The sequence below is a fragment of the Arthrobacter mobilis genome, from assembly GCF_012395835.1.
GTDB classification, from domain to species: Bacteria; Actinomycetota; Actinomycetes; order Actinomycetales; family Micrococcaceae; genus Crystallibacter; species Crystallibacter mobilis.
In genome coordinates, this window is sequence record NZ_JAAZSQ010000001.1 from 274,620 (window position 1) to 301,155 (window position 26,536).

Annotated in this window: 26 protein-coding genes; 18 read left to right on the forward strand and 8 right to left on the reverse strand. The window is 68.6% G+C overall.

The features are described 5' to 3' along the window. Nucleotides 1–110: 110 nt before the first annotated feature. Nucleotides 111–1,043 (forward strand): LysR substrate-binding domain-containing protein, encoded by a 933-nt coding sequence (locus HGG74_RS01340; protein WP_168484539.1) that lies wholly within the window; start codon nucleotides 111–113, stop codon nucleotides 1,041–1,043. Here HGG74_RS01340 and HGG74_RS01345 read toward each other — a convergent pair. The 3 genes from HGG74_RS01345 to HGG74_RS01355 are packed head-to-tail and all read right to left on the reverse strand — an operon-like array spanning nucleotide 1,013 to nucleotide 3,864. Continuing rightward, entirely contained in the window at nucleotides 1,013–2,305 is a 1,293-nt protein-coding gene (locus tag HGG74_RS01345) for an NAD(P)/FAD-dependent oxidoreductase (protein ID WP_312856688.1), read from the reverse strand. The two genes, HGG74_RS01340 and HGG74_RS01345, sit on opposite strands and share 31 nt — an antisense overlap. Nucleotides 2,306–2,309: 4 nt before the next feature. Beyond that, the gene (locus tag HGG74_RS01350; RefSeq protein ID WP_168484540.1) at nucleotides 2,310–2,633 is read right to left on the reverse strand and encodes a 2Fe-2S iron-sulfur cluster-binding protein; all 324 of its coding nucleotides are present in this window, start codon (nucleotides 2,631–2,633) and stop codon (nucleotides 2,310–2,312) included. A gap of 34 nt (nucleotides 2,634–2,667) precedes the next feature. Further along, nucleotides 2,668–3,864 (reverse strand): cytochrome P450, encoded by a 1,197-nt coding sequence (locus HGG74_RS01355; protein ID WP_168484541.1) that lies wholly within the window; start codon nucleotides 3,862–3,864, stop codon nucleotides 2,668–2,670. Nucleotides 3,865–4,008: 144 nt separating this feature from the next. On the opposite strand from HGG74_RS01355, the gene HGG74_RS01360 reads away from it, so the two are divergent. The 11 genes from HGG74_RS01360 to HGG74_RS01410 all read left to right on the forward strand — a co-directional run bounded on the left by HGG74_RS01360 (nucleotide 4,009) and on the right by HGG74_RS01410 (nucleotide 13,750). Then, nucleotides 4,009–4,929, forward strand: a complete 921-nt coding sequence (locus HGG74_RS01360) for a LysR substrate-binding domain-containing protein (protein WP_168484542.1) — start codon at nucleotides 4,009–4,011, stop codon at nucleotides 4,927–4,929. Nucleotides 4,930–5,028: 99 nt separating this feature from the next. Further along, entirely contained in the window at nucleotides 5,029–5,988 is a 960-nt protein-coding gene (locus tag HGG74_RS01365) for an ABC transporter ATP-binding protein (RefSeq protein WP_168484543.1), read from the forward strand. Further along, nucleotides 5,981–6,889 carry an ABC transporter permease gene (locus HGG74_RS01370; protein WP_312856689.1) on the forward strand — a complete coding sequence of 303 codons (909 nt, stop codon included), beginning with the start codon at nucleotides 5,981–5,983 and terminating at the stop codon, nucleotides 6,887–6,889. Before HGG74_RS01365 ends, HGG74_RS01370 begins: the two co-directional genes overlap by 8 nt. Further along, entirely contained in the window at nucleotides 6,886–7,737 is an 852-nt protein-coding gene (locus HGG74_RS01375) for an ABC transporter permease (protein ID WP_168484544.1), read from the forward strand. Before HGG74_RS01370 ends, HGG74_RS01375 begins: the two co-directional genes overlap by 4 nt. 181 nt (nucleotides 7,738–7,918) lie before the next feature. Continuing rightward, nucleotides 7,919–8,275 carry a VOC family protein gene (locus HGG74_RS01380; RefSeq protein WP_168484545.1) on the forward strand — a complete coding sequence of 119 codons (357 nt, stop codon included), beginning with the start codon at nucleotides 7,919–7,921 and terminating at the stop codon, nucleotides 8,273–8,275. An 18-nt stretch (nucleotides 8,276–8,293) separates the two neighbouring features. Further along, the gene (locus tag HGG74_RS01385) at nucleotides 8,294–9,358 is read left to right on the forward strand and encodes an LLM class flavin-dependent oxidoreductase (protein WP_168484546.1); all 1,065 of its coding nucleotides are present in this window, start codon (nucleotides 8,294–8,296) and stop codon (nucleotides 9,356–9,358) included. 110 nt (nucleotides 9,359–9,468) lie between these two features. Further along, nucleotides 9,469–10,014, forward strand: a complete 546-nt coding sequence (locus tag HGG74_RS01390) for a hypothetical protein (protein ID WP_168484547.1) — start codon at nucleotides 9,469–9,471, stop codon at nucleotides 10,012–10,014. A 50-nt stretch (nucleotides 10,015–10,064) separates the two neighbouring features. Continuing rightward, nucleotides 10,065–10,913: an exodeoxyribonuclease III gene (locus HGG74_RS01395; RefSeq protein WP_376766112.1), complete on the forward strand. Its 849-nt coding sequence runs from the start codon at nucleotides 10,065–10,067 to the stop codon at nucleotides 10,911–10,913. Nucleotides 10,914–10,930: 17 nt separating this feature from the next. Next, nucleotides 10,931–12,019, forward strand: a complete 1,089-nt coding sequence (trpS, locus tag HGG74_RS01400; protein WP_168484548.1) for a tryptophan--tRNA ligase — start codon at nucleotides 10,931–10,933, stop codon at nucleotides 12,017–12,019. Next, nucleotides 12,016–12,630, forward strand: a complete 615-nt coding sequence (locus HGG74_RS01405; RefSeq protein ID WP_168484549.1) for a 2'-5' RNA ligase family protein — start codon at nucleotides 12,016–12,018, stop codon at nucleotides 12,628–12,630. Before trpS ends, HGG74_RS01405 begins: the two co-directional genes overlap by 4 nt. Continuing rightward, nucleotides 12,593–13,750 (forward strand): YihY/virulence factor BrkB family protein, encoded by a 1,158-nt coding sequence (locus HGG74_RS01410; RefSeq protein WP_168484550.1) that lies wholly within the window; start codon nucleotides 12,593–12,595, stop codon nucleotides 13,748–13,750. The genes HGG74_RS01405 and HGG74_RS01410 overlap by 38 nt, the downstream gene beginning before the upstream one ends. On the opposite strand, the gene HGG74_RS01415 is transcribed toward HGG74_RS01410, so the two are convergent. The 5 genes from HGG74_RS01415 to sdhC form a co-directional block, all read right to left on the reverse strand. After that, the gene (locus HGG74_RS01415; protein WP_168484551.1) at nucleotides 13,698–14,477 is read right to left on the reverse strand and encodes an alpha/beta hydrolase family protein; all 780 of its coding nucleotides are present in this window, start codon (nucleotides 14,475–14,477) and stop codon (nucleotides 13,698–13,700) included. The genes HGG74_RS01410 and HGG74_RS01415 overlap by 53 nt on opposite strands. Before the next feature lie 121 nt (nucleotides 14,478–14,598). After that, a complete protein-coding gene (locus HGG74_RS01420; RefSeq protein WP_168484552.1) occupies nucleotides 14,599–15,390 on the reverse strand; it encodes a succinate dehydrogenase iron-sulfur subunit in 792 nt (263 codons plus the stop codon). Further along, the gene (sdhA, locus tag HGG74_RS01425; protein WP_168484553.1) at nucleotides 15,390–17,177 is read right to left on the reverse strand and encodes a succinate dehydrogenase flavoprotein subunit; all 1,788 of its coding nucleotides are present in this window, start codon (nucleotides 17,175–17,177) and stop codon (nucleotides 15,390–15,392) included. Before sdhA ends, HGG74_RS01420 begins: the two co-directional genes overlap by 1 nt. A gap of 85 nt (nucleotides 17,178–17,262) precedes the next feature. Further along, nucleotides 17,263–17,730, reverse strand: coding sequence for a succinate dehydrogenase hydrophobic membrane anchor subunit (locus tag HGG74_RS01430; RefSeq protein ID WP_168484554.1), 468 nt, complete (start codon nucleotides 17,728–17,730; stop codon nucleotides 17,263–17,265). 3 nt (nucleotides 17,731–17,733) lie between these two features. Beyond that, entirely contained in the window at nucleotides 17,734–18,117 is a 384-nt protein-coding gene (gene sdhC, locus HGG74_RS01435) for a succinate dehydrogenase, cytochrome b556 subunit (protein ID WP_168484555.1), read from the reverse strand. 338 nt (nucleotides 18,118–18,455) lie between these two features. Between sdhC and HGG74_RS01440 the strand changes: the two genes are divergently transcribed. The 6 genes from HGG74_RS01440 (at nucleotide 18,456) to HGG74_RS01465 (ending at nucleotide 26,528) form a co-directional block, all read left to right on the forward strand. Next, a complete protein-coding gene (locus tag HGG74_RS01440; RefSeq protein ID WP_168484556.1) occupies nucleotides 18,456–19,589 on the forward strand; it encodes a mannose-1-phosphate guanylyltransferase in 1,134 nt (377 codons plus the stop codon). Nucleotides 19,590–19,711: 122 nt separating this feature from the next. Beyond that, entirely contained in the window at nucleotides 19,712–20,893 is a 1,182-nt protein-coding gene (locus HGG74_RS01445; protein ID WP_168484735.1) for an amidohydrolase, read from the forward strand. 160 nt (nucleotides 20,894–21,053) lie between these two features. Continuing rightward, the gene (locus tag HGG74_RS01450; RefSeq protein WP_376766108.1) at nucleotides 21,054–22,175 is read left to right on the forward strand and encodes a BMP family lipoprotein; all 1,122 of its coding nucleotides are present in this window, start codon (nucleotides 21,054–21,056) and stop codon (nucleotides 22,173–22,175) included. 125 nt (nucleotides 22,176–22,300) lie between these two features. Continuing rightward, complete coding sequence (locus HGG74_RS01455; protein WP_168484557.1) at nucleotides 22,301–23,863, forward strand: ABC transporter ATP-binding protein; 1,563 nt, start codon at nucleotides 22,301–22,303, stop codon at nucleotides 23,861–23,863. Continuing rightward, nucleotides 23,860–25,245: an ABC transporter permease gene (locus HGG74_RS01460; RefSeq protein WP_246262505.1), complete on the forward strand. Its 1,386-nt coding sequence runs from the start codon at nucleotides 23,860–23,862 to the stop codon at nucleotides 25,243–25,245. Before HGG74_RS01455 ends, HGG74_RS01460 begins: the two co-directional genes overlap by 4 nt. Beyond that, the gene (locus HGG74_RS01465; RefSeq protein ID WP_168484558.1) at nucleotides 25,242–26,528 is read left to right on the forward strand and encodes an ABC transporter permease; all 1,287 of its coding nucleotides are present in this window, start codon (nucleotides 25,242–25,244) and stop codon (nucleotides 26,526–26,528) included. Before HGG74_RS01460 ends, HGG74_RS01465 begins: the two co-directional genes overlap by 4 nt. The last annotated feature ends 8 nt before the right edge of the window (nucleotides 26,529–26,536 follow it).

A 26,536-nucleotide genomic window follows, 5' to 3' on the forward strand; every position in this document is an offset into this window, starting at 1 on the left:
ATGGTTGAAAACGCTAACTATTGATCTTTCCGGGTGTCCAGTGTCACATGTGAAGTTCATTTAGTAAACTTCAGAAAATCACTGAACATCTTCGGACGGACCGAAAAACTGTGCCTGATTTCACTTTCCGCCAGCTCCAGCTCTTTGCCGCCCTGCCCGACCACGCCACGCTCAGTTCGGCCGCGGCCGCGTTGCATATTTCCGAGTCCGCACTCTCCCAGGCCATTTCCGCGCTGGAGCAGGCGGTGGGCGAGCAGCTGTGCGTACGGCGCAAGGCCCGCGGCCTGCAGCTGACCCCTGCCGGACAGTTCTTTGCCCAGGGGGCCCGCCGCCTGCTGCACGACGCCGAGGGGCTGGTCAGCGACCTGGCAGGCACGGCCGGGCGGCTCAGGGGCCCGGTCAAGCTGGGGGTGTTTGCCACCTTCGCCAGCACCGTGGTGCCGCCCATCCTGGCAGGCTTCCCGGCGCGCCACCCGGAAGTCACCGTGGAGGTGACCGTCGGGACCCACGACGACCTCCTGCCTGCCCTGGACGCCGGCCTGCTGGACCTGGCCATTGTCTACGACATGTTCCTGCCGCGCGGCTATGCGCGCCTGAAAATCTACGACACCGAGCTGATGGCCGTGCTGCCCCCGGACCACCGGCTCGCCAAGCTGGACGCGGTGGACCTGGCCGAGCTGGCACCCGAACCGCTGATCATGTACGACTCGAGCCCGAGCACCTCCAATACCGATACGGTTTTCGCCGAGCGCGGCCTGCAGCCGAACATCCTGACCTCCATGCCGCAGGTGGTGCTGGTCCAGGCGCTGGTGGGCCGGGGGCTGGGCTACGCCCTGCTGATGTCCCGGCCGCACCAGCCGCCGCAGACCATCGAGGGCAGGCAGGTGGTGGTCCGCCCCCTCGACCCGCCAGCCAGCAGGACCTCCGTGGCGGCGATCTGGCCCGAGCAGACCAGGCTCAGCGCCCGGGCGCGCGCCCTGCTCAGCTATGCTGTGGAAGCCCTGCACGGTCCTCACGCGGGGACGGGGACGGCTTTGGAGTAGGCCTTGAGGTCGAAGTCCGGGTCGGTTGCCTGTTCCGGGGTGAGCGGGAGCTTGTGGGTGAGCAGGCGCCGGGCGGCCAGGTGGTCGGCGGGTTGGTTGACGGACTCGGCGGCGGTGAGTTCTCCTCTGCGGAAGCAAAAGACTGAAAACTTCCCGGCTGCCGGATCCCCGCGCACCACCGTCTCGTCCCCGGGGTGCATCAGCCCGGCGATCTGCAGCTTCAGCGGCCCCTGCTGGGACCAGAACCACGGCAGGTCCGCGTAGGGCTGCTGCCCGTCCGGGTGTGTGCCGGCCAAGGTCCGGGCAAGGTGGCGGGCCTGGTCGGTGGCGTTCTGCACCGACTCCAGACGCAGCCGAATCCCGGCGTGGGCCTGCGGGTAGGACGCGCAGTCCCCGAGGGCGTAGATGTCCGGGTCGGAGGTGCGCAGGGATGCGTCCACGGCGACGCCGTTCTCCACGACCAGGCCGGCGGCCTCGGCCAGTTCGGTGCGCGGACTGACGCCAACCCCGGCCAGGACCAGGTCCGCCGGGTAGACCGTCCCGGTGGTGGAGACGGCTGCGGCCACGTGCCCGGCGCCGTCGTCCTGGAAGGAGGCGATGCCCTCGCCCAGGCGCAGCACGGTGCCCATGTCCGCGTGCGCGGCGGCGAACCACTCGCTCATGGCCGGGGACAGGGCCCTGGCCATCGGCCTCCCGGCGTATTCGAGCACGGTCACCTCGAGGCCGCGGGCCCGGGCCGCGGCGGCGAATTCCAGGCCGATGAACCCGGCGCCGATGACTACCACGCGCCGGGCGGTGCCCAGCGCGGCGTGCACCGCCTCGGCGTCGGCGAGGGTGCGCAGGCCGTGGATGCCGGCCAGTCCCGCCCCCGGCACCGTGAGCCCGCGGTTGGCCGCGCCGGTGGCCAGCACCAGCTTGGAGTAGCCCAGCACTGTCCCGTCCGCGAGCGTTACCGTGTGCCCGGCCCGGTCGATCCCGGCGACGGCCACGCCCAGCAGGGAGTCGACGTCGTTGTCCGCGAAGAATTTCCCGGCGCGCAGCGGCAGCGGCGCCGGCGCACCGCCCCCGGCGGCCGCAACCAGGTAGTCCTTGGACAGCGGCGGGCGCTGGTAGGGGAAGTGCTCCTCCTCGCCGATCACGGTGATCGGCCCGGAGTGCCCTTCCTTGCGCAGGGAGTCGGCCAACTGGATGCCGGCCTGGCCGTTGCCGACCACCACAATGCTCTCCGCAGGCCTCTGCCCCGGGTTCCCGTTGGTGTCCACGGCCCTAGACCTGGCTTTCCGGCACGTCGACCTCGATCGCCTCCAGGCCGTCGCCGACCTTGACCTGGCAGCCCAGGCGGGACCGGTCCGTGCGCTCGTCCACCGTGCAGTCGAGCATCTCGTCCTCGTCATCGCCCACCGGCGGCAGCGCATCCAGGTACTCCTGGCGCACATACACGTGGCATGTGGCGCACATCGCCTGCCCGCCGCACTCACCCACAATTCCGGACACCCCGTTGGTGACCGCCGCGCGCATCACCGAGGTGCCCGGCTCGACCTCGAGCACGTCCGTGCTGCCGTCGCCGTGATGGAAACTGATCTTGGCCATGATGGTTCTGCCTTTTCCTTGAGGTGTCTGACGGTTACTTCTGGTCCCACAGGACCGGGAACTTGACCATGCCGCGGAAGACCCAGCCGGCGTCGACCGCGGGGTGCTCCGGGTCCAGCCGCAGGTTCGGCAGCTGGTCAAAAACCTGCGGCAGTGCAATGGCCGCCACCGAGGCCTTGGCCACCCAGGCTCCGGCGCAGTAGTGGATGCCGCCGCCGAAGGCCAGGTGCGGCTTCTTTTCACGATTGATGTTGAAGGTCTCCGGGTCCTCGAACTGCTTCGGGTCCCGGTTGGCGGCGCCGAGGACCACGCCGAGCCGGGCGCCCTCGGGCAGGGCCATGCCTTCCAGGACGGTGTCGCGGGTGACCTGGCGCGGGTACATGCCGATCGGGGCCACCCAGCGGATCGCCTCGTCGAAGACGTCGGTGAAGCGCGCCGGCTGGGCCAGCACCTGGGCCAGCTGGTCCGGGTTGGACAGCAGGGCCCAGACCGCGACGCCGAGCACGTCGCGCGGCTCGTTAAGCCCGCCGCCGATGGTCATCTTCAGGTTGGCCCGGATCGATTCCAGCGGGATTTTCATGTCCGCCAGACCCGAGAGCAGGGTCGCGTTGGGATGCTGCCGCAGGCGCGGCAGCATCTCGTCGATGGCGGCGTCCACCTCGGCCGAGGACTTCTCCGCCTTGGCCCAGACCTCCGGGTCGTCGGCGTAGTTGCCGGTGCCGTCGATCATGGTCTGGGACCAGCGCTGCAGGTCCTCCTGCGTGGCGTTCTCGAAGCCGATGATCCGGCGCAGGTTCTCGGCCGCGTACGGGGCCGCGTACTCCCAGATGAAGTCGGCACCGGGGCCGGCGGCCTTGAGCTGCGCCAGATACTTGTCGCTGTTCTCCTGGAAGATGGCGTTCCACGTCTCCTTGATGGCACGCGGGCGCAGCACGCCGCCGTAGGACTTGCGCTCCACGTCGTGCTCCGGGTCATCCTTGCGCAGCATGGAATGGCCCATGGCGCGCTTCATCAGGGACCCGGTTTCGTTGGCGGAGTAGATTTCCTGGTCCTGCTCGATGATGTGGCAGGCTTCGAAGCTGGTGACCATGTAGCGGTTGACGGCCGGCACCCAGTGCACCGGGGCTTCGGCGCGCATCTTTTGGTAGATCGGGAACGGGTTGCGGTACAAATCCTCGATCGTCACCCAGTCCGCGGTGGGAACGGGGCGGGCTTCTGCCGCGATGCTCATCCTTGACTCCTTAGGTTCTGCCGGCGCCGCACGCCTGCGTGATCCGTCCTGCCTCCGAGTGTGGCAGCCGTCATATCCTCAGGTAAAGTTCATAAATGTTGGATATATCCAAGGAAAAGGCTTGGAATGGGCGGGAGGGGGCCGATGGCACGCTACACCCTGCGCCAGCTGTCCTACTTCGTCGCGGTGGCCGAAACCGGCACCATTGCCGCCGCTGCCGATGAGCTGCGGGTGTCCCCGACTGCCGTGGCAGCGGCGGTGCGGGAACTGGAGCGGATCTTCCGGACCCAGCTGACCGTCCGCCGCAAGGCCCACGGCGTCTCGCTGACCCCGGCGGGCTCCTACCTGTTCTCGCACGCCGTCCGCCTGCTGCGGGACGCCGAGGAACTCGAGCTGAACGCCAGCAGCGGCGGGCAGGAGCTGTCCGGGCCGCTGGTGGTCGGCTGCTATCTGACAGTGGCCGCGACCATCCTGCCGGTGCTGCTGGAAGGGTTCTCGGTGAACCACCCGAAGGTCCAGCTGGATTTCGTCGAGGGCACCCAGGACGAGATGCAGGAGCGCCTCTTCGCGGGCGAGCTGGATCTGGCGGTGGTCTACGACATGGACCTGCGGCCCGGGCTGGGCTCCGTGCTGCTCTACGAAGTGGCCGCCTACGTGCTGCTGCCGGACGGCCACCGGCTCGCCGGCCAGGAACAGGTCACCCTGGCCGCGCTGGCCGAGGATCCGATGATCCTGCTGGATGCCCCGCCGAGCAGCCACCACACGATGTCCCTGTTCGAGGATGCCGGCGTGCAGCCGCGGATCCGTTACCGCACCACGGATTTCGAACTGACCCGGTCCCTGGTGGGGCGGGGTGCGGGCTATTCGGTGCTGGTCCAGCGCCCGGCGGTGGATGCCAGCTACGAGGGCCGGCAGGTGGTGGCCAGGCCGATCGTTCCGGCCGTCAAGCCGATTGCAGTGCGGATGATCTGGCCCGAAGCCATCCGGCTGACGGACCGTGCACGGACGATGGTCAATTATGCGGCAAGCGCGGTCCCGAACACCCTGCGGCCCCGGCCCCTCTGATCGACTTGGCGGATGACGCCCGCTTCCGGCCGTGAAAAGGGCGTTATCGGGTAAGTCGATGGCTTTTCGCGCCGGGCGGATCGGGCATAAGCTGTCCGGGTGTCCCAGGCGCACCGCCCAGATTCCGCCGGCCGCGGGGACATCGTGGTTTCCGCGCGGAACCTGACTAAGAAGTTCGGCGACTTCACCGCGGTCGACGCCATCTCCTTCCAGGTTCGGGCCGGTGAATCCTTCGGCCTGCTCGGCCCCAACGGGGCAGGCAAGTCCACCACCATGCGCATGATCGGCGGCGTCTCCCGGCGCACCTCGGGGGAGCTGGCCATCATGGGGCTGGATCCGGACCGCCATGGTCCCGAGATCCGGGCGCACCTCGGCGTCGTGCCGCAGCAGGACAACCTGGACCAGGAGCTGCGGGTGCGGGACAACCTCATCGTCTACGGGCGCTATTTCGGCCTGCCGCACAGCTACCTGCGGCCCAAGGCCGACGAGCTGCTGGAGTTCGCCCAGCTGGCGGACAAGGCCAGGGCCAAGGTCGATGCGCTCTCGGGCGGGATGAAGCGGCGGCTGACCATCGCCCGGTCGCTGGTCAACGACCCCCGTATGCTGCTGCTGGACGAGCCCACCACGGGGCTGGACCCGCAGGCCCGGCACATCCTGTGGGACCGGCTCTTCCGGCTCAAGGAGAGCGGGGTTACGCTGATCCTGACCACCCACTACATGGACGAGGCGGAGCAGCTGTGCGACCGGCTGATTGTGGTGGACAAGGGCCGGATCATGGCCGAGGGTTCCCCGGCCGCGCTGATCCGCGAACATTCCACCCGCGAGGTGCTCGAGCTGCGGTTCGGCTCGGAGCGCAATGCCGCGGTGGCCGCCGAACTGGGCGGCATTGGCGAGCGGCAGGAAGCGCTGCCGGACCGTGTGCTGATCTATGCCGATGACGGCGAGGCGGCACTGGAGCAGGTCTCCGGCCGCGGGCTGCGCCCGCTGACGTCGCTGGTGCGCCGTTCGAGCCTGGAGGATGTGTTCCTGCGCCTGACCGGCAGGAGCCTGATTGACTGAGATCCGGCGGACCACCAACAACGCAGCCGGCACGGCCGGCGGCCTGCCGGCCCGGGACGGACTGCGTCCGCCGCTGTCCCCGCTGGAGTCGGCGGCCAGGGTGCGCCGGCTCGGGTCGCTGTACGTCCTGGAGCACTGGCTGCGCGCCATGCGCGGCTACGGCTGGACGGTGCTCCTGACCGCCGTAGGCACGCCGCTGGTCTACCTGTTTGCCATGGGGGTGGGCCTGGCCGCGCTGGTGGATGCCAACACCGGTGCCGGCGGCGTTCCGCTGGGTGCCGGCCGCGCGGTGCCCTATCTGGTTTTCGTCGCGCCCGCCCTGCTGGCGACGGCGGCCATCATGGTGGCGGCGGAGGAAAACACCTATCCGGTGATGTCCGGCTTCAAGTGGCGGCGGACCTACTACGGGCCCCAGGCCACCCCGCTGGCGAGCCGCCAGCTGGTCAACGGCCACTGCCTGGGCGTGCTGTGCCGGCTGCTGCTGACCTGCGGGCTGTACTTCCTGTTCCTGCTGCTGTTCGGGGCGGTGCCGGAGGCTTCCGGCTGGGCCATGATCCCCACCGCGGCACTGGGCGGGTTCGCCTTCGGGCTGCCGCTGATGGCCTACGCCTCGGGGATCGAAGACGAGAAGGGCCAGTTCGCCCTGGTCCAGCGCTTTGTCGTGATGCCGCTGTTCCTGTTCTCCGGGACGTTCTTTCCGCTGGAGGCCATGCCGCCGGCGGTACGCTGGTTCGGCTGGATCTCGCCGCTGTGGCACTCCACCGAACTGGGCCGTGTGGCCGGCTACGGGCAGGTGGAGCCGGCCTGGCTGACGGTCCTGCGCGTGTGCTACCTGGCCCTGCTGGCGGCAGCCGGCTGGCTGCTGGCCCGGCGGGTCTATGCGCGCCGGCTGGGGACATGAGCCGGCAGACCTTGGGCGGGACCAGCCGGAAGCAGCCGGCGCAGCTGCCGGTCCTGTCCGGCCGTCCGCTGGCCTCGCTCTACGCCGGCAACGTGCGCGCCGTGTTCGCCCGCGGGCTGAAGGCCACCTGGGGCAGCAACTGGGCCATCACGGCCAGCGGGTTCGTGGAGCCGGTGCTGTACCTGGTGGCGATGGGCGTCGGCCTGGGGTCGCTGATCGGGACCGTGGAGGGGCCGGGCGGGGAACGGATCGGGTACGCCAACTACATCGCGCCGGCCCTGCTGGCGGTCTCGGCGATGAATGGCGCGGTCTACGATTCGACCTGGAACGTGTTCTTCAAGCTCAATTACGCCAAGCTGTACGAGGGGATGCTGAACACCTCGCTGGGTCCGCTGGATGTGGCCCTGGGCGAGATCCTGCTGGCGCTGCTGCGCGGGGCGCTCTACGCCACCGGCTTCACGGCCGTGATGGGGGTGATGGGCCTGGTCACGGCGCCGTGGGCGCTGCTGATGGTCCCGGCCGCGGTGCTGGTGGCCTTCGGGTTCGCCTCCTTCGGGATGGGCGTGACCAGCTTCATGAAGACCTTCCAGCAGATGGACTGGATCAGCTTCGTCATGCTGCCGATGTTCCTGTTCTCCGCGACCTTCTATCCGCTGAGCGTCTACCCGGAGCCGGTCCAGTGGATGGTCCAGGCGCTGCCGCTGTGGCACGGGGTGGAGCTGCTGCGCCAGCTCAGCGCGGGTGCGGTGACCGCGGCCACCGGCCTGCACATCCTCTACTACCTGGTGATGATCCTGCTCGGGCTGGTCCTGACCACCGCGCGGCTGCGCCGCCTGTTCCTCAGCTAGCGTTCGCTGCCCGCCCCGCCTTCGCAAGCTCAGGACGGGGACCCCCGGCAGCTCTCTTAGGTCATTGCGTGCTAGCCAACTGTCCGGGGCCGGGCCATGATGGAAGGAGCCGACGGCATCCGGCCCCACTGCATGAGAGCACACTGCACGAGAGCATCCTGTACCTGAAAAGGAGCTGGCGATGATTGGCACATGGCAGGCACTGGTCATTGACTGTGCCGACCCGGACAAGCTGGCAACCTTCTATGAGCAGCTGCTGGGCATGATCAGGGTCCAGCATGCCGAGGGCTGGATCAGCATCGGGGATGCGCCGGACCGGCCCGCCATCGCCTTCCAGCAGGTTGACGACTATGAGCCGCCGCAGTGGCCGGGGCAGGAGCATCCGCAGCAGATGCATATCGATGTCAAGGTCCGGGACCTGGACATCGCCGAGGAACTGGTGCTGCAGCTGGGCGCGACGAGCATGGACTCCGGCACCGGCACCTTCCGCGTCTACGTGGACCCCGCGGGGCATCCGTTCTGCCTGGTCCAGTGGTAGCGGCGGTATGCTGGCGGCGTGCCGGCTGATTCGTCAACAAACCCGCCGTCCGGGCAGCGCCTGGAGCTGGGCTTCCTCAGCTTCGTCCACAACGCCGGCCGCCGGACCAGTCCGGCGGATGCCGCGCGGGCGCTGCAGGACGGCATCGGGCTGTTCCGCCGGGCCGAGGAACTCGGCTACGACGCCGGCTGGGTGCGCAACCGGCATTTCGAGCCGTTCCTGTCCTCCCCGCTGATCTTCCTGACCGCGGTCTCCCAGCAGACCGGCCGGCTGCGGCTGGGGACCGGCGTCGTGCCCGTCCGGTACGAGGATCCGGTCCGGCTGGCCGAGGACGCGGCCAACCTGGACCTGCTCAGCGGCGGCCGGCTGGAACTGGGCCTGAGCAGCGGCTACCCGGCACCGGTGCTGGAGGAGCTGTTCGCCGCCGGCGGCCCGGATTTCCGCGCCGAGGTCCAGCGCCGGCTCTCCCGCCTGCTCGCGGCGCTGCGCGGGGACGTCCTCGCGGTGCTGGAGGAGCCCTTTTCCACCCTGCCGGCCGGCGACGAGCTGACCCTGACCCCGCCGGCTCCTGAACTGGCGCGCCGGCTGTGGTACGGCGCCGGGAGCCTGGCCTCGGCGGAGCAGGCGGCCCGGCAGGGCTTCGATCTGCAGGTCTCGACGCTGAATACCGAAGAGACCGGCGAGCCTTTCGATGTGCGCCAGGCCGAACAGATCCGCGCCTACAAGCAGGTGCTGGCCCGGCAGGAGCCGCAGCGCGCCCCGCGGATCAGCGTCTCGCGGATCATCCTGCCCTATCTGACCGGGACCGACGGCGAGGAGCTGCAGGACTGGCTGGCCTTCTATGCCGCGCGCATGGACGCGCAGGGCCGGCCGGTTTCCGGCGCCGCCCTGCGGTACAGCCCGGCGTACCACGGGGATCCGGAGGCGATTCTGGCGGCGCTGCTGGCCGACGAGGCCCTGCAGCAGGCCACGCACCTGACGGTGGCGCTGCCGTCCGTGGGGTCGCCGGAACTGCACCGGCGGACGCTGCAGCTGGCCGCCGAGCGGATCGCGCCGCAGCTGGGCTGGACCCCGGCGGGTTGACCGCCGCACCCGCCGCTGCGCCCGTTTGCGGCGGACGTCACTGCGGCGCTGTCCGTTCGCCTCCGGTGGAAGGCGCGGAAGCCGGTGCGCGGATTTGAGACAATGGCCCCATGCGTTCACTCGGCAATAACTCCCTCCCGCCCGCCGCCACCTCCGCACCCCGGGGCTGGCCGTTCAAGGCAGGCAATATCGGCATGGCCGTGATGGTGCTGGTGTTCCTGGTCGCCGTGGTCTTCGCCGCGAACCAGAACGACGTGATCGGCTGGATCGTGGCCATCATTTCGCTGGGCTGGCTGGTCCTGGCCGCCTTCGTGGTGTTCGGCGTGCGCGGGGCCACCCGGAAGGCCCGCGAGAAGTTCGCCACCATCCAGGCCGACCTCGCCGGCCAGGCGTCCCGGCACGGCAGCGGGCCGCACGGCGGCACCGAGCTGGTGGAAGAGGAGGTCACCCGGATCAACGCCGTGCGGGACCAGAAGCTGGACCACAGCTTCAAGATCGTCCAGGTGCAGGCCCGCGTGATCCGCGACTACCTGGGCAAGGACAGCGGCATGGTCGAGCGCGCTCTCGAAACCATCGAGATCACCGCGCACAACGGCCGCGGCATGATTAAGAAGGACGACGGCGGCGAGCCGGTCAGCGGCACGGTTGTCAACTAATCATCCGGCGCGGGTAAGGTAGTCGAGTGAGTTTGGCAACCGAAGCAATCGTGCAGGCACCCCAGGCCGCCGCAGCGGCCGGTACAGGACCGCGGCTGCGGGTCGCGTCCGTGAACGTCAACGGTATCCGTGCCGCCTACAAGCGGGGCATGGACGCGTGGCTGGCGGACCGGGACGTGGACATCCTGTGCCTGCAGGAAGTGCGCGCGCCGGACGCGGTGGTCCGCGAACTGCTCGGCGACGGCTGGCATATCCTGCATGCCGAGGCGGAGGCCAAGGGCCGCGCCGGCGTGGCTATCGCCTCCCGCCAGGCGCCGGTGGCCACCCGCGGGCACATCGGCCATGACTACTTCGCCACCTCCGGCCGCTGGGTCGAGGCCGACTTCGAGGTCGACGCCGGCACCGGCACGAAGGTGTTCACCGTGGTCAGCGCCTACGTCCATTCCGGCGAGGCGGACACGCCGAAGCAGGTGGACAAGTACCGCTTCCTGGATGCCATGGCCGGCCGGCTGCCCGAACTGAAGTCCACCCGGGACTACACCCTGGTGGTCGGCGACCTGAACGTCGGCCACACCACCCTGGACATCAAGAATTGGAAGGGCAACGTCAAGCGGGCCGGTTTCCTGCCCGAGGAACGTGCCTACTTCGACCGGTTCTTCGGCGACGAGATCGGCTTCACCGATGTCCACCGGTTGCTGGCCGGGGACGTGGACGGACCCTACACCTGGTGGTCCTGGCGCGGGCAGGCCTTCGACAAGGACACCGGTTGGCGCATCGACTACCACATGGCCACGCCGGAGCTCGCCGCGCTTGCGCTGAACGCCGTCGTGGACCGCGCCGCCTCCTACGATGCCCGCTTCTCCGACCACGCACCGGTGGTCATCGACTACCAGTTCTAGAAAGTTCCCTTCATTCCATGACTGCCAGCACCACTGATACCACCGCCACGGCACCGAAGGCGGGCGCGCCGTCGTCCGCGGCCGCCGGACAGCGCCAGCGGCTGCTCTCCGGAATGCAGCCCTCGGCCGACTCCCTGCACCTGGGCAACTACCTGGGCGCGCTGGTCAACTGGGTGGCCATGCAGGACGAGTACGATGCGATCTTCTTCGTCCCGGACATGCATGCCATCACCGTCGACTACGATCCGGCGGACCTGGCCAGGCGCACCCGGATCACCGCCGCGCAGTACATTGCCGGCGGCATCGACGTGGACAAGTGCACGCTCTTCGTCCAGTCCCACGTGCCCGAGCACGCCGAGCTGGCCTGGGTGCTCAACTGCATCACCGGCTTCGGCGAAGCCTCGCGGATGACCCAGTTCAAGGACAAGACCCAGAAGCACGGCTCCGACCAGGCCAGTGTCGGGCTGTTCGCCTACCCGGTGCTGATGGCTGCGGACATCCTGCTCTACCGGCCCTATGGCGTGCCGGTGGGCGAGGACCAGCGCCAGCACCTGGAACTGGCCCGGAACCTCGCCCAGCGCTTCAACCACCGTTTCGGCGAGACGTTTGTCGTTCCGGAGCCGGTGATCCAGAAGGAGGGGGCGAAGATCTACGATCTGCAGCAGCCCCGCGCCAAGATGTCCAAGTCCGCCGAATCCCCGGCCGGCCTGATCAATATCCTGGACAGCCCCAAGCAGGCGGCCAAGAAGATCAAGTCGGCGGTCACCGACGACGGCACCCGGATCAGCTTCGACCGCGAGGCCAAGCCCGGCATCTCGAACCTGCTGACCATCTACGCCAGCCTCAGCGGCAGGAGCGTGGAGCAGCTTGTGGCCGACTACGAAGGCAAGATGTACGGCCACCTCAAGACCGACCTGGCCGAGATCGTGGTGCAGACCCTGACCCCGATCCAGCAGCGGGCGCACGAGCTGCTCGACGACCCGGCCGAGCTGGACCGGCTGCTGGCCCGCGGCGCCGAGAAGGCACGCGGGATCGCCTCGGCCACGCTCGCCGATGTGTACGACAAGGTCGGGTTCCTCCGTCCCGGGAGCCCGCGCCAGCAATGAGCCGCCAGTTCCGGGACAGCAGCATCGCGCTCCAGGCCGGCATCGCCGGGCTGGACGCCCCGGAACCTGCCGCGGCAGTGGGCCTGGCCGGCGTGGTGATCGGGATCCCCGAACCGATGGCTACCGAGCTGGAGAACTGGCGGGCGTCCTTCGGCGACCCGCTGGCCGCCGTCATCCCGCCGCACATCACGCTGGTCACCACCACCCCGGTCACCGACTGGGATGCCGCTGCCGAGCATGTGCGCCAGGTGGCGCGCGAGCAGGCACCGTTCACGGTGACCATGCAGGGCACCGGCACCTTCAGGCCGGTTTCCCCGGTGGTCTACGTGAATGTCTCCGAGGGCTTCGACTCCTGCGTCGAGCTGCACCGGAAGCTGCAGTCCGGGCCGCTGGCCAGGGACCTGGAGTTCGAGTTCCATCCGCACGTCACCGTCGCGCACGGTGTGAGCCACGCCAGCATGGACGCCGCCGAGTACGAGCTGGCCGGGTATACGGCGTCATTCACGGTCAGTAGCATGGGCCTGTACGAGCACGACCCGTCGGGCGTGTGGATCCTACGGGAAGAGCTGAGCTTTGACGCAGACGCCGGTCCGGGAGCAGAAGGGCGCTAGGGGCGGACCGCATCCGCTGGACCGGCAGGCGCTGACACTGCACATGCTGCGAAAGCGGCGGGCGCTGCTGCAGGCCAGGCGCGCCGGCGGTATCCGGGCCGCCGCCGCCTGGTTCCATTACCTGGCGGCCAGGTTCGAAACACTGCGCCCGGTGCGGGCCTGGCGGCTCTACGACATGCGGCACGGGCCGCTGATGGCCGCCGGCAGCGCCTACAACATGTTCTTCTCGGTGGCCGCCATGCTGGTGGCAGGGTTCTCGGTGTTCGGGATCATCGTCTCCGGAAACCGCCAGCTGCAGAAACTCGTCGTCGACGTCGTCAATGACTCCACGCCCGGGCTGATCAACACCGGCGGCGGCGGTCTGGCCACCCCGGAGCAGCTCTTTTCCCAGGGCGGCGCACTGGGCGTGACGCTGGCGGTTTCCCTCGCGGCCATGGTCCTGACCGCGCTGCGCTGGATCGCCAGCCTCCGCGAAGGGATGCGGGGAGTTTTCGACCTGCCGCCGCTGGAGGCGAACCCGGTGCTCGTCAAGCTCAAGGACAGCGGCACGCTGCTGGTGCTGGCGGTGGCGCTGGTCATCACCACCGCCGTGGCGGCAGCCGCCAGTACGGTGCTGGACCTGGTCGTCGACCTGCTGCGGCTGGACGCTGCGGTGGCGGGGCCGCTGACCAGGACCAGCGGGATCCTGGTCATGCTGCTGCTGGACATGCTGGTGGCGGTCATCCTGTTCCGGGCCGCTTCCGGGCTGCGGATGCCCCGGCCGGTGATGTTCCAGGCGGCGCTGATCGCCGGCGTCGGCAGCACCGTGCTGCGCTACTTCGCTTCGGTCCTGCTCGCCAGCGTCTCCCGGAATCCGCTGCTGGCACCGTTCGCGGTGATCCTGGGGCTGTTCGTCTGGTTCTATTTCCTGAGCCAGCTGTACCTGCTCGCCACCGCGTGGGGGGCCCTGGGCAAGGCCGACGCCGAAGCCCGGCGGCACCTGAGCCGCAGGGCGCGGCGCATCCGCAGACACTCCTGGGCGCTGCGGCGCGGCACGGCGAAGGTTCCGGCGGGCGGTCCGCTCACGGTCAGCCGATGGGATCTTCCAGCTCCAGGTACTGGTTCGCCCAGGCAGCGATGATCAGTCCGGCCCGGTCGCTCTGCACCCGGTCGGTCAGCAGGTGGTCGCTGCCTTCGAGGGAAATGAAGGACTTCGGATGGCGGGCGGCCTGGAAGATCCGGCCGGCGTTCTCCACGCCCACCGTCGAGTCGGTGGGGGAGTGCATGACCAGCAGCGGCCGGTCCAGCGAGGCGATCCGGGCGGTCAGGTCCGCCTGTTCCAGGTCATGGACCAGCTGCCGGCGGATGCGCAGGCGTTTGCCGCCCAGCGTGATGTCGGCGGCGCCGTGGGCCAGGACGTCGTCGAGCACATGGTCGAAGAGGTGGACCACGTGCCGGGGCTCGAACGGGGCGCCGACGGTGACCACGGCGTCCACCTCGTCCAGGTCCGGGGCCGCGTCCAGGACCGCGGCGCCGCCGAGGGAATGGCCGATCAGCAGCGAGATGGTGCGGCCCGTTTCCCGCATGAAGCGCGCCGCGCAGCCGATTTCGGCGACCTTGGTGGTGAAGGTGCCGTCGTGCCAGTCGCCGGTCGAGGCACCAATGCCGGCCGCGTCGTAGCGCAGCACGCCGATGCCGTGCCGGGCCAGGGCCTTGGAGATCCGCGCGGCCGCCGCGCTGTTCTTGCCCAGGGCGAAGCCGTGGCAGAAGACCGCCCACGCCCGGACCTGCGTGTCCGGCAGGTCGACGGTCCCGGCCAGCACCGTGCCGCCCAGCCCGGCGAACTTGACTTGTTCAATCCCTGGCATCCGTCCTCCTTGTGCCTGCAGCCTGCTGTGGACCGGGCAGCGGTCCGGGGATAGCACGAAGGCACCGGTCCGGCCTGCGCGGCGGACCGGTGCCTTCGTGCACTGGTGTGGGTGGGCGGGTCTAGATCCTGCGGTTGAGTACGGCCTGCTTGACCTCGGCGATCGCCTTGGTCACCTGGATGCCGCGCGGGCATGCCTCGGAGCAGTTGAAGGTGGTGCGGCAGCGCCACACGCCTTCCCTGTCGTTGAGGATCTCCAGGCGCATGTCGCCGGCGTCGTCGCGCGAATCGAAGATGAAGCGGTGCGCGTTGACGATGGCGGCCGGGCCGAAGTACTGCCCGTCGGTCCAGAAGACCGGGCAGGACGAGGTGCAGGCGGCGCAGAGGATGCACTTGGTCGTGTCATCGAACCGCTCGCGGTCCTCGGGGGACTGCAGGCGTTCGCGCGTGGGCTCGTGGCCGCTGCTGATCAGGAAGGGCATGATCTCGCGGTAGGACTGGAAGAACGGCTCCATGTCCACGATCAGGTCCTTCTCCACCGGCAGGCCCTTGATCGGCTCGACGGTGATCGGCTTGGACGTGTCCAGGTCCTTCAGCAGCGTCTTGCAGGCCAGCCGGTTGCGGCCGTTGATGCGCATGGCATCGGAGCCGCACACGCCGTGGGCGCAGGAACGGCGGAAGGAGACCGAGCCGTCATGCTCCCACTTGACCTTGTGCAGTGCATCCAGCACGCGGTCCGTGCCGTACATGGTCAGCTTGAACTCGTCCCAGCGGGCTTCCTCGGAGACCTCCGGGTTGTACCGGCGGACCTTCAGCGTGATGTCGAAGCTGGGGATTTCGCCGCCGCCCCCGACGCCGGGAGCCAGGTCGACCTTCGAGGCGGGCTCGACGGGTTCGGTATTCTGCGCGGTCATTAGTACTTCCTCACCATCGGTTCGTAGCGCGTGAAGACAACCGGCTTGGTATCGAGCCGGATGCCGGCGACAGTCCCGGCCTGTGCCGTGTCGTCCAGGTAGGCCATGGAATGCTGCATGTAGTTGGCGTCGTCGCGGTCCGGGTAGTCCTCGCGGAAGTGGCCGCCGCGGGATTCCTTGCGGTGCAGCGCGGCCACGGTCATGACCTGGGCCATGTCCAGCAGGAAGCCCAGCTCCACGGCCTCGAGCAGGTCCAGGTTGAAGCGCTTGCCCTTGTCCTGGATGCTGATGTTCCGGTACCGCTCGCGCAGCGAGGCGATGACGTTCAGCGTCTCGTTCAGGGACTGCTCGGTGCGGAACACCTGGACGTTGGCGTCCATGGTGTCCTGCAGTTCCTTGCGCAGCTGCGCCACGCGCTCGGTGCCGTTGGCGTTGCGCACGCTCTCGACCAGGCGGATGGTGTCCGCATCCGCGCCTTCGGGCACCTCGACGAAATCGGCGGTTTGGGCGTACTCGGCGGCGTAGATGCCGGCGCGCTTGCCGAAGACGTTGATGTCCAGCAGGGAGTTGGTGCCCAGGCGGTTCGAGCCGTGGACGGACACACAGGCCACCTCGCCGGCAGCGTACAGGCCCGGGATGACCGTGTCGTTGTCCTGCAGCACCTCGCCCTTGATGTTGGTCGGGATGCCGCCCATGGCATAGTGCGCCGTCGGGAAGACCGGCACCGGCTCGGTGTAGGGCTCGACGCCGAGGTAGGTGCGGGCGAATTCGGTAATGTCCGGGAGCTTGGCGTCGATGTGCGCCGGTTCCAGGTGGGTCAGGTCCAGGAGCACATAGTCCTTGTTCGGGCCGCAGCCGCGGCCCTCGCGCACCTCCAGGGCCATGGAGCGGGCCACGATGTCGCGGGGCGCCAGGTCCTTGATGGTCGGGGCGTAGCGCTCCATGAAGCGCTCGCCCTCGGAGTTGCGCAGGATGGCGCCTTCGCCGCGGGCGGCCTCGGAGAGCAGGATGCCCAGGCCGGCCAGGCCGGTGGGGTGGAACTGGACGAACTCCATGTCCTCCAGCGGAATGCCGCGGCGGAAGGCGATGGCCATGCCGTCGCCGGTCAGGGTGTGGGCGTTGGAGGTGGTCTTGAAGACCTTGCCCACACCGCCGGAGGCAAAGACCACGGACTTGGCCTGGAACACGTGGATTTCGCCGCTGGCCAGGTCGTAGCTGACGACGCCGGCCACGCGCTTCTGCTTGTAGGCGGTGCCGTCCTCGCGGACGGCGTCCTCCTCGAGGACGAGCAGGTCCAGCACGTAGTACTCGTTGTAGAACTCGACGTTGTGCTTGACGCAGTTCTGGTAGAGCGTCTGCAGGATCATGTGCCCGGTGCGGTCCGCGGCGTAGCAGGCCCGGCGGACCGGGGCCTTGCCGTGGTCGCGGGTGTGCCCGCCGAAGCGGCGCTGGTCGATCCTGCCCTCGGGCGTGCGGTTGAACGGCAGGCCCATCTTTTCCAGGTCAAGTACGGCGTCGATGGCTTCCTTCGCCATGACCTCCGCGGCGTCCTGGTCCACCAGGTAGTCGCCACCCTTGATCGTGTCGAAGGTGTGCCATTCCCAGTTGTCTTCCTCGACGTTGGCCAGGGCGGCGCACATGCCGCCCTGGGCTGCGCCGGTGTGTGAACGGGTGGGGTAGAGCTTGGTCAGTACTGCGGTTCGTGCGCGCTGGCCGGATTCGATCGCGGCGCGCATACCGGCGCCACCGGCACCGACAATGACGACGTCGTACTTGTGGACCTGCATGCTGGATGCTCTTTCTGTTGGATCTAAAGATGGGGGAGTGCGGGCGCCGGCCCGGGCAGTTCCTGTCCCGGGCCGGCTGCCGGAACTATGCCTGGCAGAAGGACGGCAGCAGTTCGGCGGCGGCGCCGGCCGGGCACGGATCGAAGGTGAAGATCACCAGGGTGCCCAGGACGACAATGACGGCGGAGGCCACGTAGAGGATGGTCTTGAGCGTGATGCGCGTGCCGTCCTTCTCCGCGTAGTCGTTGATGATCGTGCGCACGCCGTTGGTGCCGTGCAGCATGGCCAGCCACAGCATCGACAGATCCCACACCTGCCAGAACGGATCGGCCCACTTGCCGGCGACGAAGCCGAAGTCGATGGCGTGCACGCCCTCGCCGACCATCAGGTTCACGAACAGGTGGCCGAAGATCAGCACCACCAGCACCACGCCGGACAGGCGCATGAAGAGCCAGGCGCCCATCTCGAAGTTGCCCTTGGAACGGCCGTGGCGCGTGTACTCGGGTGCGATGCGCCCGCTGCGGGGCGCCTGGATTTCAGTGGAAACAGCCATGACTTAGTGACCCCCGGTAAAGGCAAGCGAAAGGTGGCGGATGAGGAACGGAACCATGACGACAACCCACAGTCCGATGACGCCCCAGAGCATCTTGGCCTGGTACTTGGGCCCCTTCTTCCAGAAGTCGATGAGAATCACGCGCAGGCCGTTGAAGGCGTGGAAGACGATGGCCGCGACCAGGCCGGCCTCCAGCAGGGCCATGAAGGGATTCTTGTACGTTGCGATGACTGCGTTGTAGGCATCAGGGGAAACACGCACCAGCGCGGTGTCCAGCACATGTACCAAGAGAAAGAAAAATATTGCGACGCCGGTTACACGGTGTCCTACCCAGGACCACATGCCTTCGCGGCCGCGGTAGAGGGTTCCTGCTGGTGTCTTCGACACGAAATGACCTCCCTGCATCGCACGGGCGTTTGCGCGGCTTCCACGCAAGTGATGACGCCGTTGCGAGCGCACTCTTAAACAAGACTAATCTAGGCTTCGCTAAGAGCTTATTCAATTTACGAACGGCCCATTGTGAGCTAGTTAACAGCAGTATTTCCCGGTTTCGGATCAGGAAAATGCGCCGGGGATTTACGCAACAATTTTCTTTCTTAAATAGCGGCCCTGCCTGCCTGCCGGCCGCCGCCGCGCCGTCGCGGGGGCGGGCGGGCCGAGGCCGGCGGTGTGGATCGCCGGGCAGGATGAAGGCCCCGGCCCCGGCGGGGTTTACCTTTGAAGGGATGAATACCTTCGGTTCACTGAATGAAGATGATGTCCTGGCGCGTTTTTACGGCGTCATTCCGGCCGGCGGGGTGGGGACCAGGCTCTGGCCGCTCTCGCGCGCCGCGGCGCCGAAGTTCCTGCACGACCTGACCGGCTCCGGCTCCACCTTGATCCGGGCCACCTACGCCCGGCTGGAACCGCTGTCCGACGGGCGCACCATGGTGGTGACCGGCCGCGCCCACCGGCGCGCGGTGCTGGAGCAGCTGCCCGGCCTCAAGAACGCCAACCTGGTGCTGGAACCGGAACCGAAGGATTCGGCCGCGGCGATCGGCCTGGCTGCGGCAATCCTGCACCACCGGGATCCGGCCATCATTATGGGTTCCTTCGCCGCGGACCAGGTGATCACCCCGGTCGAGACCTTCCAGCAGGCGGTGCGCGAGGCGGTCTACACCGCCGCGGAGGGTTTCATTGTCACCATCGGGATCACCCCCACGTACCCGTCCACCGGCTTCGGCTACATCCGCACCGCCGGAGGCATGTCGATCGCCGGGGCCCCGAGCGCGCAGGCGGTGGCCCAGTTCGTGGAGAAGCCGGACGAGGAGACGGCCCGCGGCTACCTGGAGGCCGGCGGCTACCACTGGAACGCGGGCATGTTCGTGGCCCCGGTGGACCTGCTGCTCAAGCACCTGGAGACCAACGAGCCGGTGCTGCACGCCGGGCTGATGGAAATCGCCGCCGCCTGGGACACCCCCGCCCGCCGCGAAGTGATGCGCCGGGTCTGGCCCACGCTGCCGAAGACGGCCATTGACTACGCCGTGGCCGAACCGGCCGCCGCCGCCGGCGATGTGGCGATGATTCCGGGCGCCTTCAGCTGGGACGACGTCGGCGACTTCGCCGCCATCGGCCGGCTGAACGCCGCGAGCGAGACCGGCAACCTGACCGTGCTGGGCGAGGGCGCCCGGGTGTACGCCGAAAATGCCTCCGGCATCGTCGTCTCCGACACCAAACGGGTGATTGCGCTGATCGGCATCGACGACGTCGTCGTGGTGGATACCCCCGACGCGCTGCTGGTCACCACCAAGGCGCACGCGCAGCGGGTCAAGTCCGCCGTCGAGCACCTGAAGGCCAGCGGCGACACCGACGTGCTCTGACTGCGTCCTCCAACATTGCGGCCGGGGTCCGCCGGCGGCACGCCCGGTGGGACTATCCGCAGTCTTCTCGCTAGAGTTTTCGTGTGCAGAAGATTTCAGAGAGCTCGGTCAGGATCCCGAACATGGGCGTGTGGACGGCCCCCCTGCTCGATGAGCTGAAGCGGTTCCGCCGCGATCTGCACCAGCATCCGGAACTGTCGCACAAGGAGTTCCGCACCACCGGGAAACTGCTGGAACGGCTGCGCGCCGCCGGGCTGGACCCGAAGGAGCTGGAAGGCACCGGGCTGTACGTGGACATCGGCGATGGCCCGGTGATCATCGGGCTGCGGGCGGACATCGACGCGCTGCCGATCCTGGAGGACACCGGCCTGGAGTATGAATCCGCGAACCGCGGCATCAGCCACGCCTGCGGCCATGACATCCACACCACGGTAATGCTGGGTGTGGCCCTGGTGCTGCGCGAACTGCAGATCGAGGGCGAACTGGACGGCCGGGTCAGGATCATTTTCCAGCCCGCGGAGGAGACGATGCCCGGCGGTGCCCTGGCGGTCATCGAGCAGGGCGTGCTGGAAGACGTGCCGCGCATCCTGGCGCTGCACTGCGACCCGCGCATCGACGCCGGAACCGTGGGCACGCGGATCGGTGCCATTACCTCGGCGTCGGACACCATCAGGATCGAGCTCACCGGGCGCGGCGGGCATACTTCGCGGCCGCACCTGACCGAGGACCTGGTCTTCGCGCTGGCCCAGATCGCCATCAGCGTGCCGGCGGTCATCAGCCGGCGGATCGACGTGCGCAGCGCCGTTTCCATTGTCTGGGGCCAGATCCAGGCCGGCGCCGCGCCGAACGCTATTCCGGCGCGCGGGGTCATGGCCGGCACCATGCGCTGCCTCGACGGCGAAGCCTGGCACGCCGCCGGGGAGCTGGTGGACGAAGTGGTCCAGCAGGTCGCCGCCCCGTACGGGGTGGACGTCAGGCTCGAGCACATCCGCGGGGTTCCTCCGGTGGTCAACACCGAGCGCGAGACCGGGCTGCTGGAGGCAGCGGCGCGCCTGGAACTGGGGGCTGAAGCCGTCACGCTGACCCCGCAGTCCATGGGCGGGGAGGACTTCGCCTGGATGACCCAGCTGGTGCCCGGGGCGATGATGCGCCTGGGCACGCGGACCCCCGGCGGGGAAACGTTCGACCTGCACCGCGGCGACTACGCCCCGGACGAGCAGGCGATTGGCGTCGGTGTGCGGGTAATGGCGGCGGCGGCCATGCTGGCGGTGCGCGCCGCGGCGGGACATCCGGCCTCGGCCTGACCGGTGCCGGCCGGGGCGGAACCTACCGGCGGGTAACAGATCGCCAACGATGTCTGCCCAAACCCCCGCCGGCGGCTGATGCTGCGGCCGGCGGGCGTTAGTCTAGGGATAATTGCGCGCCTGGATCCAGGAGCGATACTTCTTCTGTACTGGAGGAACCGTGAAGAACTCCCTGCGCAACCTCAATGCCGTCCGGCGCAGCGCCGGTCTCTCGGCCGTGCTGCTCGGCGCCTCCGCCCTGGTGCTGGCCGGCTGCGGCGCACCGCCGGCCGAAAACGAGCCGGCCGGAACCGCCCCTGCCGGCGCCTCCGACTACCTGGGCTGCATTGTCTCGGACGCCGGCGGCTTCGATGACCGGTCCTTCAACCAGTCCAGCTACGAAGGCCTGATGAAGGCCAAGGAGGACCTGGGCATCCAGACCCGGGAAGCCGAGTCCAAGGCCGAAACCGACTTCGTCCCCAACCTGGACAGCATGATGCAGGCCGGCTGCGACCTGACCCTGACGGTCGGCTTCCTGCTCGGCGATGCCACCAAGGAGACCGCCGCGGCGAACCCGGACCGGCACTTCGCCATCGTGGACTACACGGATCCGGAGTTCACCGACAACGTCAAACCGATTGTCTACGACACCGCGCAGGCGGCCTTCCTGGCCGGCTACCTGGCGGCGGGCACCAGCGGGACCGGCAAGGTCGCGACCTACGGCGGGGTCCAGATTCCCACGGTCACCATCTTCATGGACGGCTTCGCCGACGGCGTGAAGTACTACAACGAGCAGAACAACGCCAACGTCGAACTGCTCGGCTGGAACAAGGAAGCCCAAAACGGCACCTTCGTAGGCAACTTCGACGACCAGGGCAAGGGCAAGATCAATACCCGCAACTTCATCAACGAAGGCGCCGACGTGGTCATGCCGGTTGCCGGGCCGGTGGGGCTGGGCACTCTGGACGCCGTGATCGAGGCCAACAACGCGGGCAAGGACGTCAAGGTCGTCTGGGTGGACGCGGACGGCTACGAAACCGCCGGCAAGGGCGAGGAATTCATCCTGACCTCCGTGATGAAGCTGATGGGCCAGGCCGTCGAGGACGTGATCCGGACGGATCTGGAAGGCAAGTTCGACAACACCCCGTACGTCGGCACGCTGGAGAACGGCGGCGTGGCCCTGGCCCCGTTCCACGACCAGGAGAAGAACGTCCCGGACGAGCTGAAGAGCGGGCTGGAGACGATCAAGGCGGACATCATTTCCGGCAAGATCAAGGTCGAATCCGAGGCCAGCCCGAAGTAGGCCCGGATGGACCGGACCGCCGCCCCCGGCCGTACCCGTGCCGGGCGGCGGCGTCCGTTCTGTTCGGGCGCAGGTCGGTTTAGGCTGTAGTCACATTGCTTCGGTGGACAGGACGGGTCGGAGTTGTGAAGCTCGAACTTAAGGGAATCACCAAGAAATTCGGCACCCTGGTGGCCAATGACCACATCGACCTGGTGGTCGAGCCGGGGAAGGTGCACAGCCTGCTGGGCGAAAACGGCGCCGGCAAGTCCACGCTGATGAACGTGCTCTACGGCCTCTACCAGCCCACCGCGGGCCGGATCCTCATCGACGGCGACCCGGTCACCTTCCACGGCCCCGGGGACGCGATGGCTGCCGGCATCGGGATGGTCCACCAGCACTTCATGCTGGTTCCGGTCTTCACCGTGGCCGAGAACATCGCCCTGGGCAGTGAGTCGTCCAAGGCCGGCGGGCTCCTGGACCTGGACGCGACCCGTGCCAAAATCCGCAGGATCTCGGACACCTACGGGTTCGACGTCGATCCGGACGCGCTGGTGGAGGACCTGCCGGTGGGGGTGCAGCAGCGCGCCGAAATCATCAAGGCGCTGGTGCGCGACGCCGAGGTGCTGATCCTGGACGAGCCCACGGCAGTGCTCACCCCGAAGGAAACGGATGAACTGCTGGCCATCATGGGCCAGCTGAAGGCCGACGGCAAGGCCATCGTGTTCATCTCGCACAAGCTGCGCGAAGTGAAGGCAGTCTCCGACGTCATCACGGTCATCCGCCGCGGCAAGGTGGTGGGGCAGGCGGATCCTGGGGCCCCGGCAGCGGAACTGGCCTCCCTGATGGTGGGCCGTTCCGTGAGCCTGGCCCTGGACAAGGCACCGGCGCAGCCCGGGGAGGTCACCTTCCAGGTCCGGAACCTCACCGTCACCGCCGGCAACGGACAGCGCGTGGTGGACGGGGTCTCGTTCTCGATCGCCCGCGGCGAGATCCTCGCCGTCGCCGGTGTCCAGGGCAACGGCCAGACCGAACTGGCCGAGGCCATCCTGGGACTGCAGGAGCATGTCAGCGGCTCCATCACACTGGACGGCCAGGAACTGGTGGGGCGGAAGGTCAAGGAGATCATCAACTCCGGCGTCGGCTTTGTGCCCGAGGACCGTACCGTCCAAGGCCTGGTGGGCACGTTCTCGGTGGCCGAGAACCTGGTCCTGAACCGCTATGACCGCGAACCCTTCGCCAAGGGCCTGGCCATGAATCCGGCCCGGGTGGCGGAGAACGCCGCGGCGCGGATCGCCGAATTCGACGTGCGGACCCAGTCGGCGGCCGCCGCGGCCGGCACCCTGTCCGGCGGCAACCAGCAGAAGGTGGTCATGGCGCGCGAGCTGTCCCGGCCGCTGAAGCTGTTCATCGCCTCCCAGCCCACCCGCGGGGTCGACGTCGGCTCCATTGAGTTCCTGCACCGGCGGATCGTGGCCGAACGCGACAACGGGACCCCGGTGATGATTGTCTCCACCGAACTGGACGAGGTGCTGGAACTGGCAGACCGCATCGCGGTGCTCTACCGCGGCCGGCTCATGGGGATCGTGCCCGGTGACACCTCCCGGGACATGCTCGGCCTGATGATGGCAGGCATGACCGCCGAGGACGCCCGGGCCATGCAGCAGCCGGATGCCCGGCAGGCGGACACCGCGGGAGGGGACAGATGAACAGGCAGATGCCGGGCCGCGGCCCGGCCCGGCCGGACGGACACTCCGGGGCCAGGTCCGAGGCGAAGGCCGAAGAGCAGCGGCTCGAGACCGCGGTGGAGACCGACGACGGCAGGATGCCGCCCCCGGCCGTCCCGCCCTCGGCGCAAAGCGGCCAGCTGCACCCGGAGCTGGGCCGGACCCGGCCGCTGCTGCAGCGGATCATGACCGGCGAGGCGCTGGTCGCGGTCCTGGCGATTGTGCTGTCCCTGGTCGCCGGCGGGCTGCTGATCGCCCTGACGGACGAGCGGGTGGCCGCCGCGTCGTCGTACTTCTTTGCCCGGCCCTCCGACACGCTCGGGGCGGCCTGGAGCGCGGCGTCCGGGGCGTACGCAGCGCTGTTCCAAGGATCGGTCTTCAATTTCGAGGGCGACACCTTCGCCCGGATGGTCTACCCGCTGACCCAGACCCTGACCGTGGCCACGCCGCTGATCTGCGCCGGCCTCGGCGTGGCGCTGGCCTTCCGGGCGGGCCTGTTCAACATCGGTGCCCAGGGGCAGATCATTATCGGCGCCATGTTCGCGGCCTGGGTCGGGTTCGCCTGGCACCTGCCGGCGGGCCTGCACCTGCTGCTGGTGATCCTGGCCGGCGTGGCCGGCGGGGCGCTCTGGGGCGGACTGGTGGGCCTGCTCAAGGCCAGGACGGGTGCGCACGAGGTGATCCTGACGATCATGCTCAACTACGTGGCCATCTACCTGGTCGGGTACCTGCTGACCACCCCTGCCTTCCAGCGGCCCGGCTCGACCAATCCGATCAGCCCGCAACTGGACGCCACGGCCCTGTACCCCCGGCTTTTCGGCGACGCCTTCCGGCTGCACTGGGGCTTCGTGGTGGCGGTGCTGGCCACTGTCTTCGTCTGGTGGCTGCTGAACCGCTCCACCGTCGGCTTCGAGCTGCGCGCCGTCGGGGCCAACCCGGAGGCGGCCCGGACCGCGGGCATCAGCGTCACCAAGGGCTACGTGGTGGTGATGCTCATGGCCGGCGCGCTCGCCGGGCTGGCAGGGGTGGCGCAGGTTTCCGGCACAGAACGGGTGCTGACCTCGGGGGTGGCGGCAAGCTTCGGGTTCGACGCGATCACCGTGGCCCTGCTGGGACGGTCGACGCCGTGGGGTACCTTCGCCGCGGGCCTGCTCTTCGGCGCTTTCCGGGCCGGCGGCGTGACCATGCAGACCAATACCGGCACCAGCATCGACATCGTGCTGGTGGTGCAGTCACTGATCGTCCTGTTCATTGCGGCCCCGCCGCTGATCAGGGCCATCTTCCGGCTGCCTGAACCCGGCCAGGTGCGCCGCTCCAGGGCCGCCCGGAAGAATTCCCCTGCGGCCACCGGAGGTGCGGCATGAGCACGATGACGGCAAAGGCCGCGGAGACGGCCGGCGCCGCCGGTGCCGTCCGCAGCTGGAAGACCCCGGTGATCCTGGCCGTGCTGGCCGTGCTGGCGCTGGTGGTTTTCGCGCTGGGGGCGCCGGTGAATGCAGCCACGTTCCGCCTCTCCGATCCATCCGACGCGGTCGTGCTGCCGGACCTGGTGCTCTCCGCCCCGGTGGTGGGCTGGGTCAGCGCGGTGCTGCTCCTGGCCGCCGCGGCGCTGTCCGTCCAGGCGGTCCGGGCGGGCCGGCAGGTTCCCGGCTGGCTGCTGGCGGTCTTCGCGGTGTTCTTCGTGGCGGGTTTCCTGACCTGGGTGGTCGGCAGCGCCCGGACGCCGAACGTGGCGCTCTACGGCCTGCTGGCCGGCTCGGTCACCCTGGCCGTGCCGCTGATCTTCGGCTCACTCTCCGGCGTGCTGTGCGAGCGCTCCGGCGTGGTCAACATTGCCATCGAGGGGCAGCTGCTCTTCGGCGCCTTTGCCGCCGCAGTGGCCGGCTCGCTGGCCCGCAACGCCTTCGTCGGCCTGCTGGCCGCCGCCCTGGCCGGGGTTCTGGTTTCGCTGGTGCTGGCGGTGTTCAGCATCAAGTACATCGTCAACCAGGTCATTGTCGGGGTGGTGCTGAACGTGCTGGTCTCGGGCCTGACCGGCTTCCTGTTCTCCACGGTGCTGAGCGCCGATGCGGCCACCTGGAACTCGCCGCCGCGGCTGCCGGTGCTGCCGGTTCCGTTCCTGGCCGAGATCCCGGTCATCGGACCGATCCTGTTCCGGCAGACCGTCGTCGGGTACCTGATGTACGTGGCGGTCGCGGTCATCTACGTCGGCCTGTTCTACACCAAGTGGGGCCTGCGCACCCGCGCCGTCGGCGAACACCCCAAGGCGGCGGACACCCTCGGGGTCAAGGTCAACCGGATGCGCTTTTCCAATGTGCTGCTGGCCGGAGTCGTGGCCGGCATCGGCGGGGCGTTCTTCACCCTGGTTTCGGTCTCCAGCTTCGGCCGGGACATGACGGCCGGCCAAGGATACATCGCCCTGGCGGCGCTGATCTTCGGCCGCTGGAACCCGGTCGGAGCCTTCTTCGCGGCGCTGCTGTTCGGCTTCGCCACCAACCTGCAGTACGTGCTCAGCTTCCTGGGCACCCCGGTGCCCAACCAGTTCCTGGCCATGCTTCCGTACCTGGTGACGATTTTCGCCGTGGCCGGGCTGGTGGGCAGGACGCGGGCGCCGGCGGCCAGCGGCATCCCGTACATCAAGGGCTGACAGGAGGG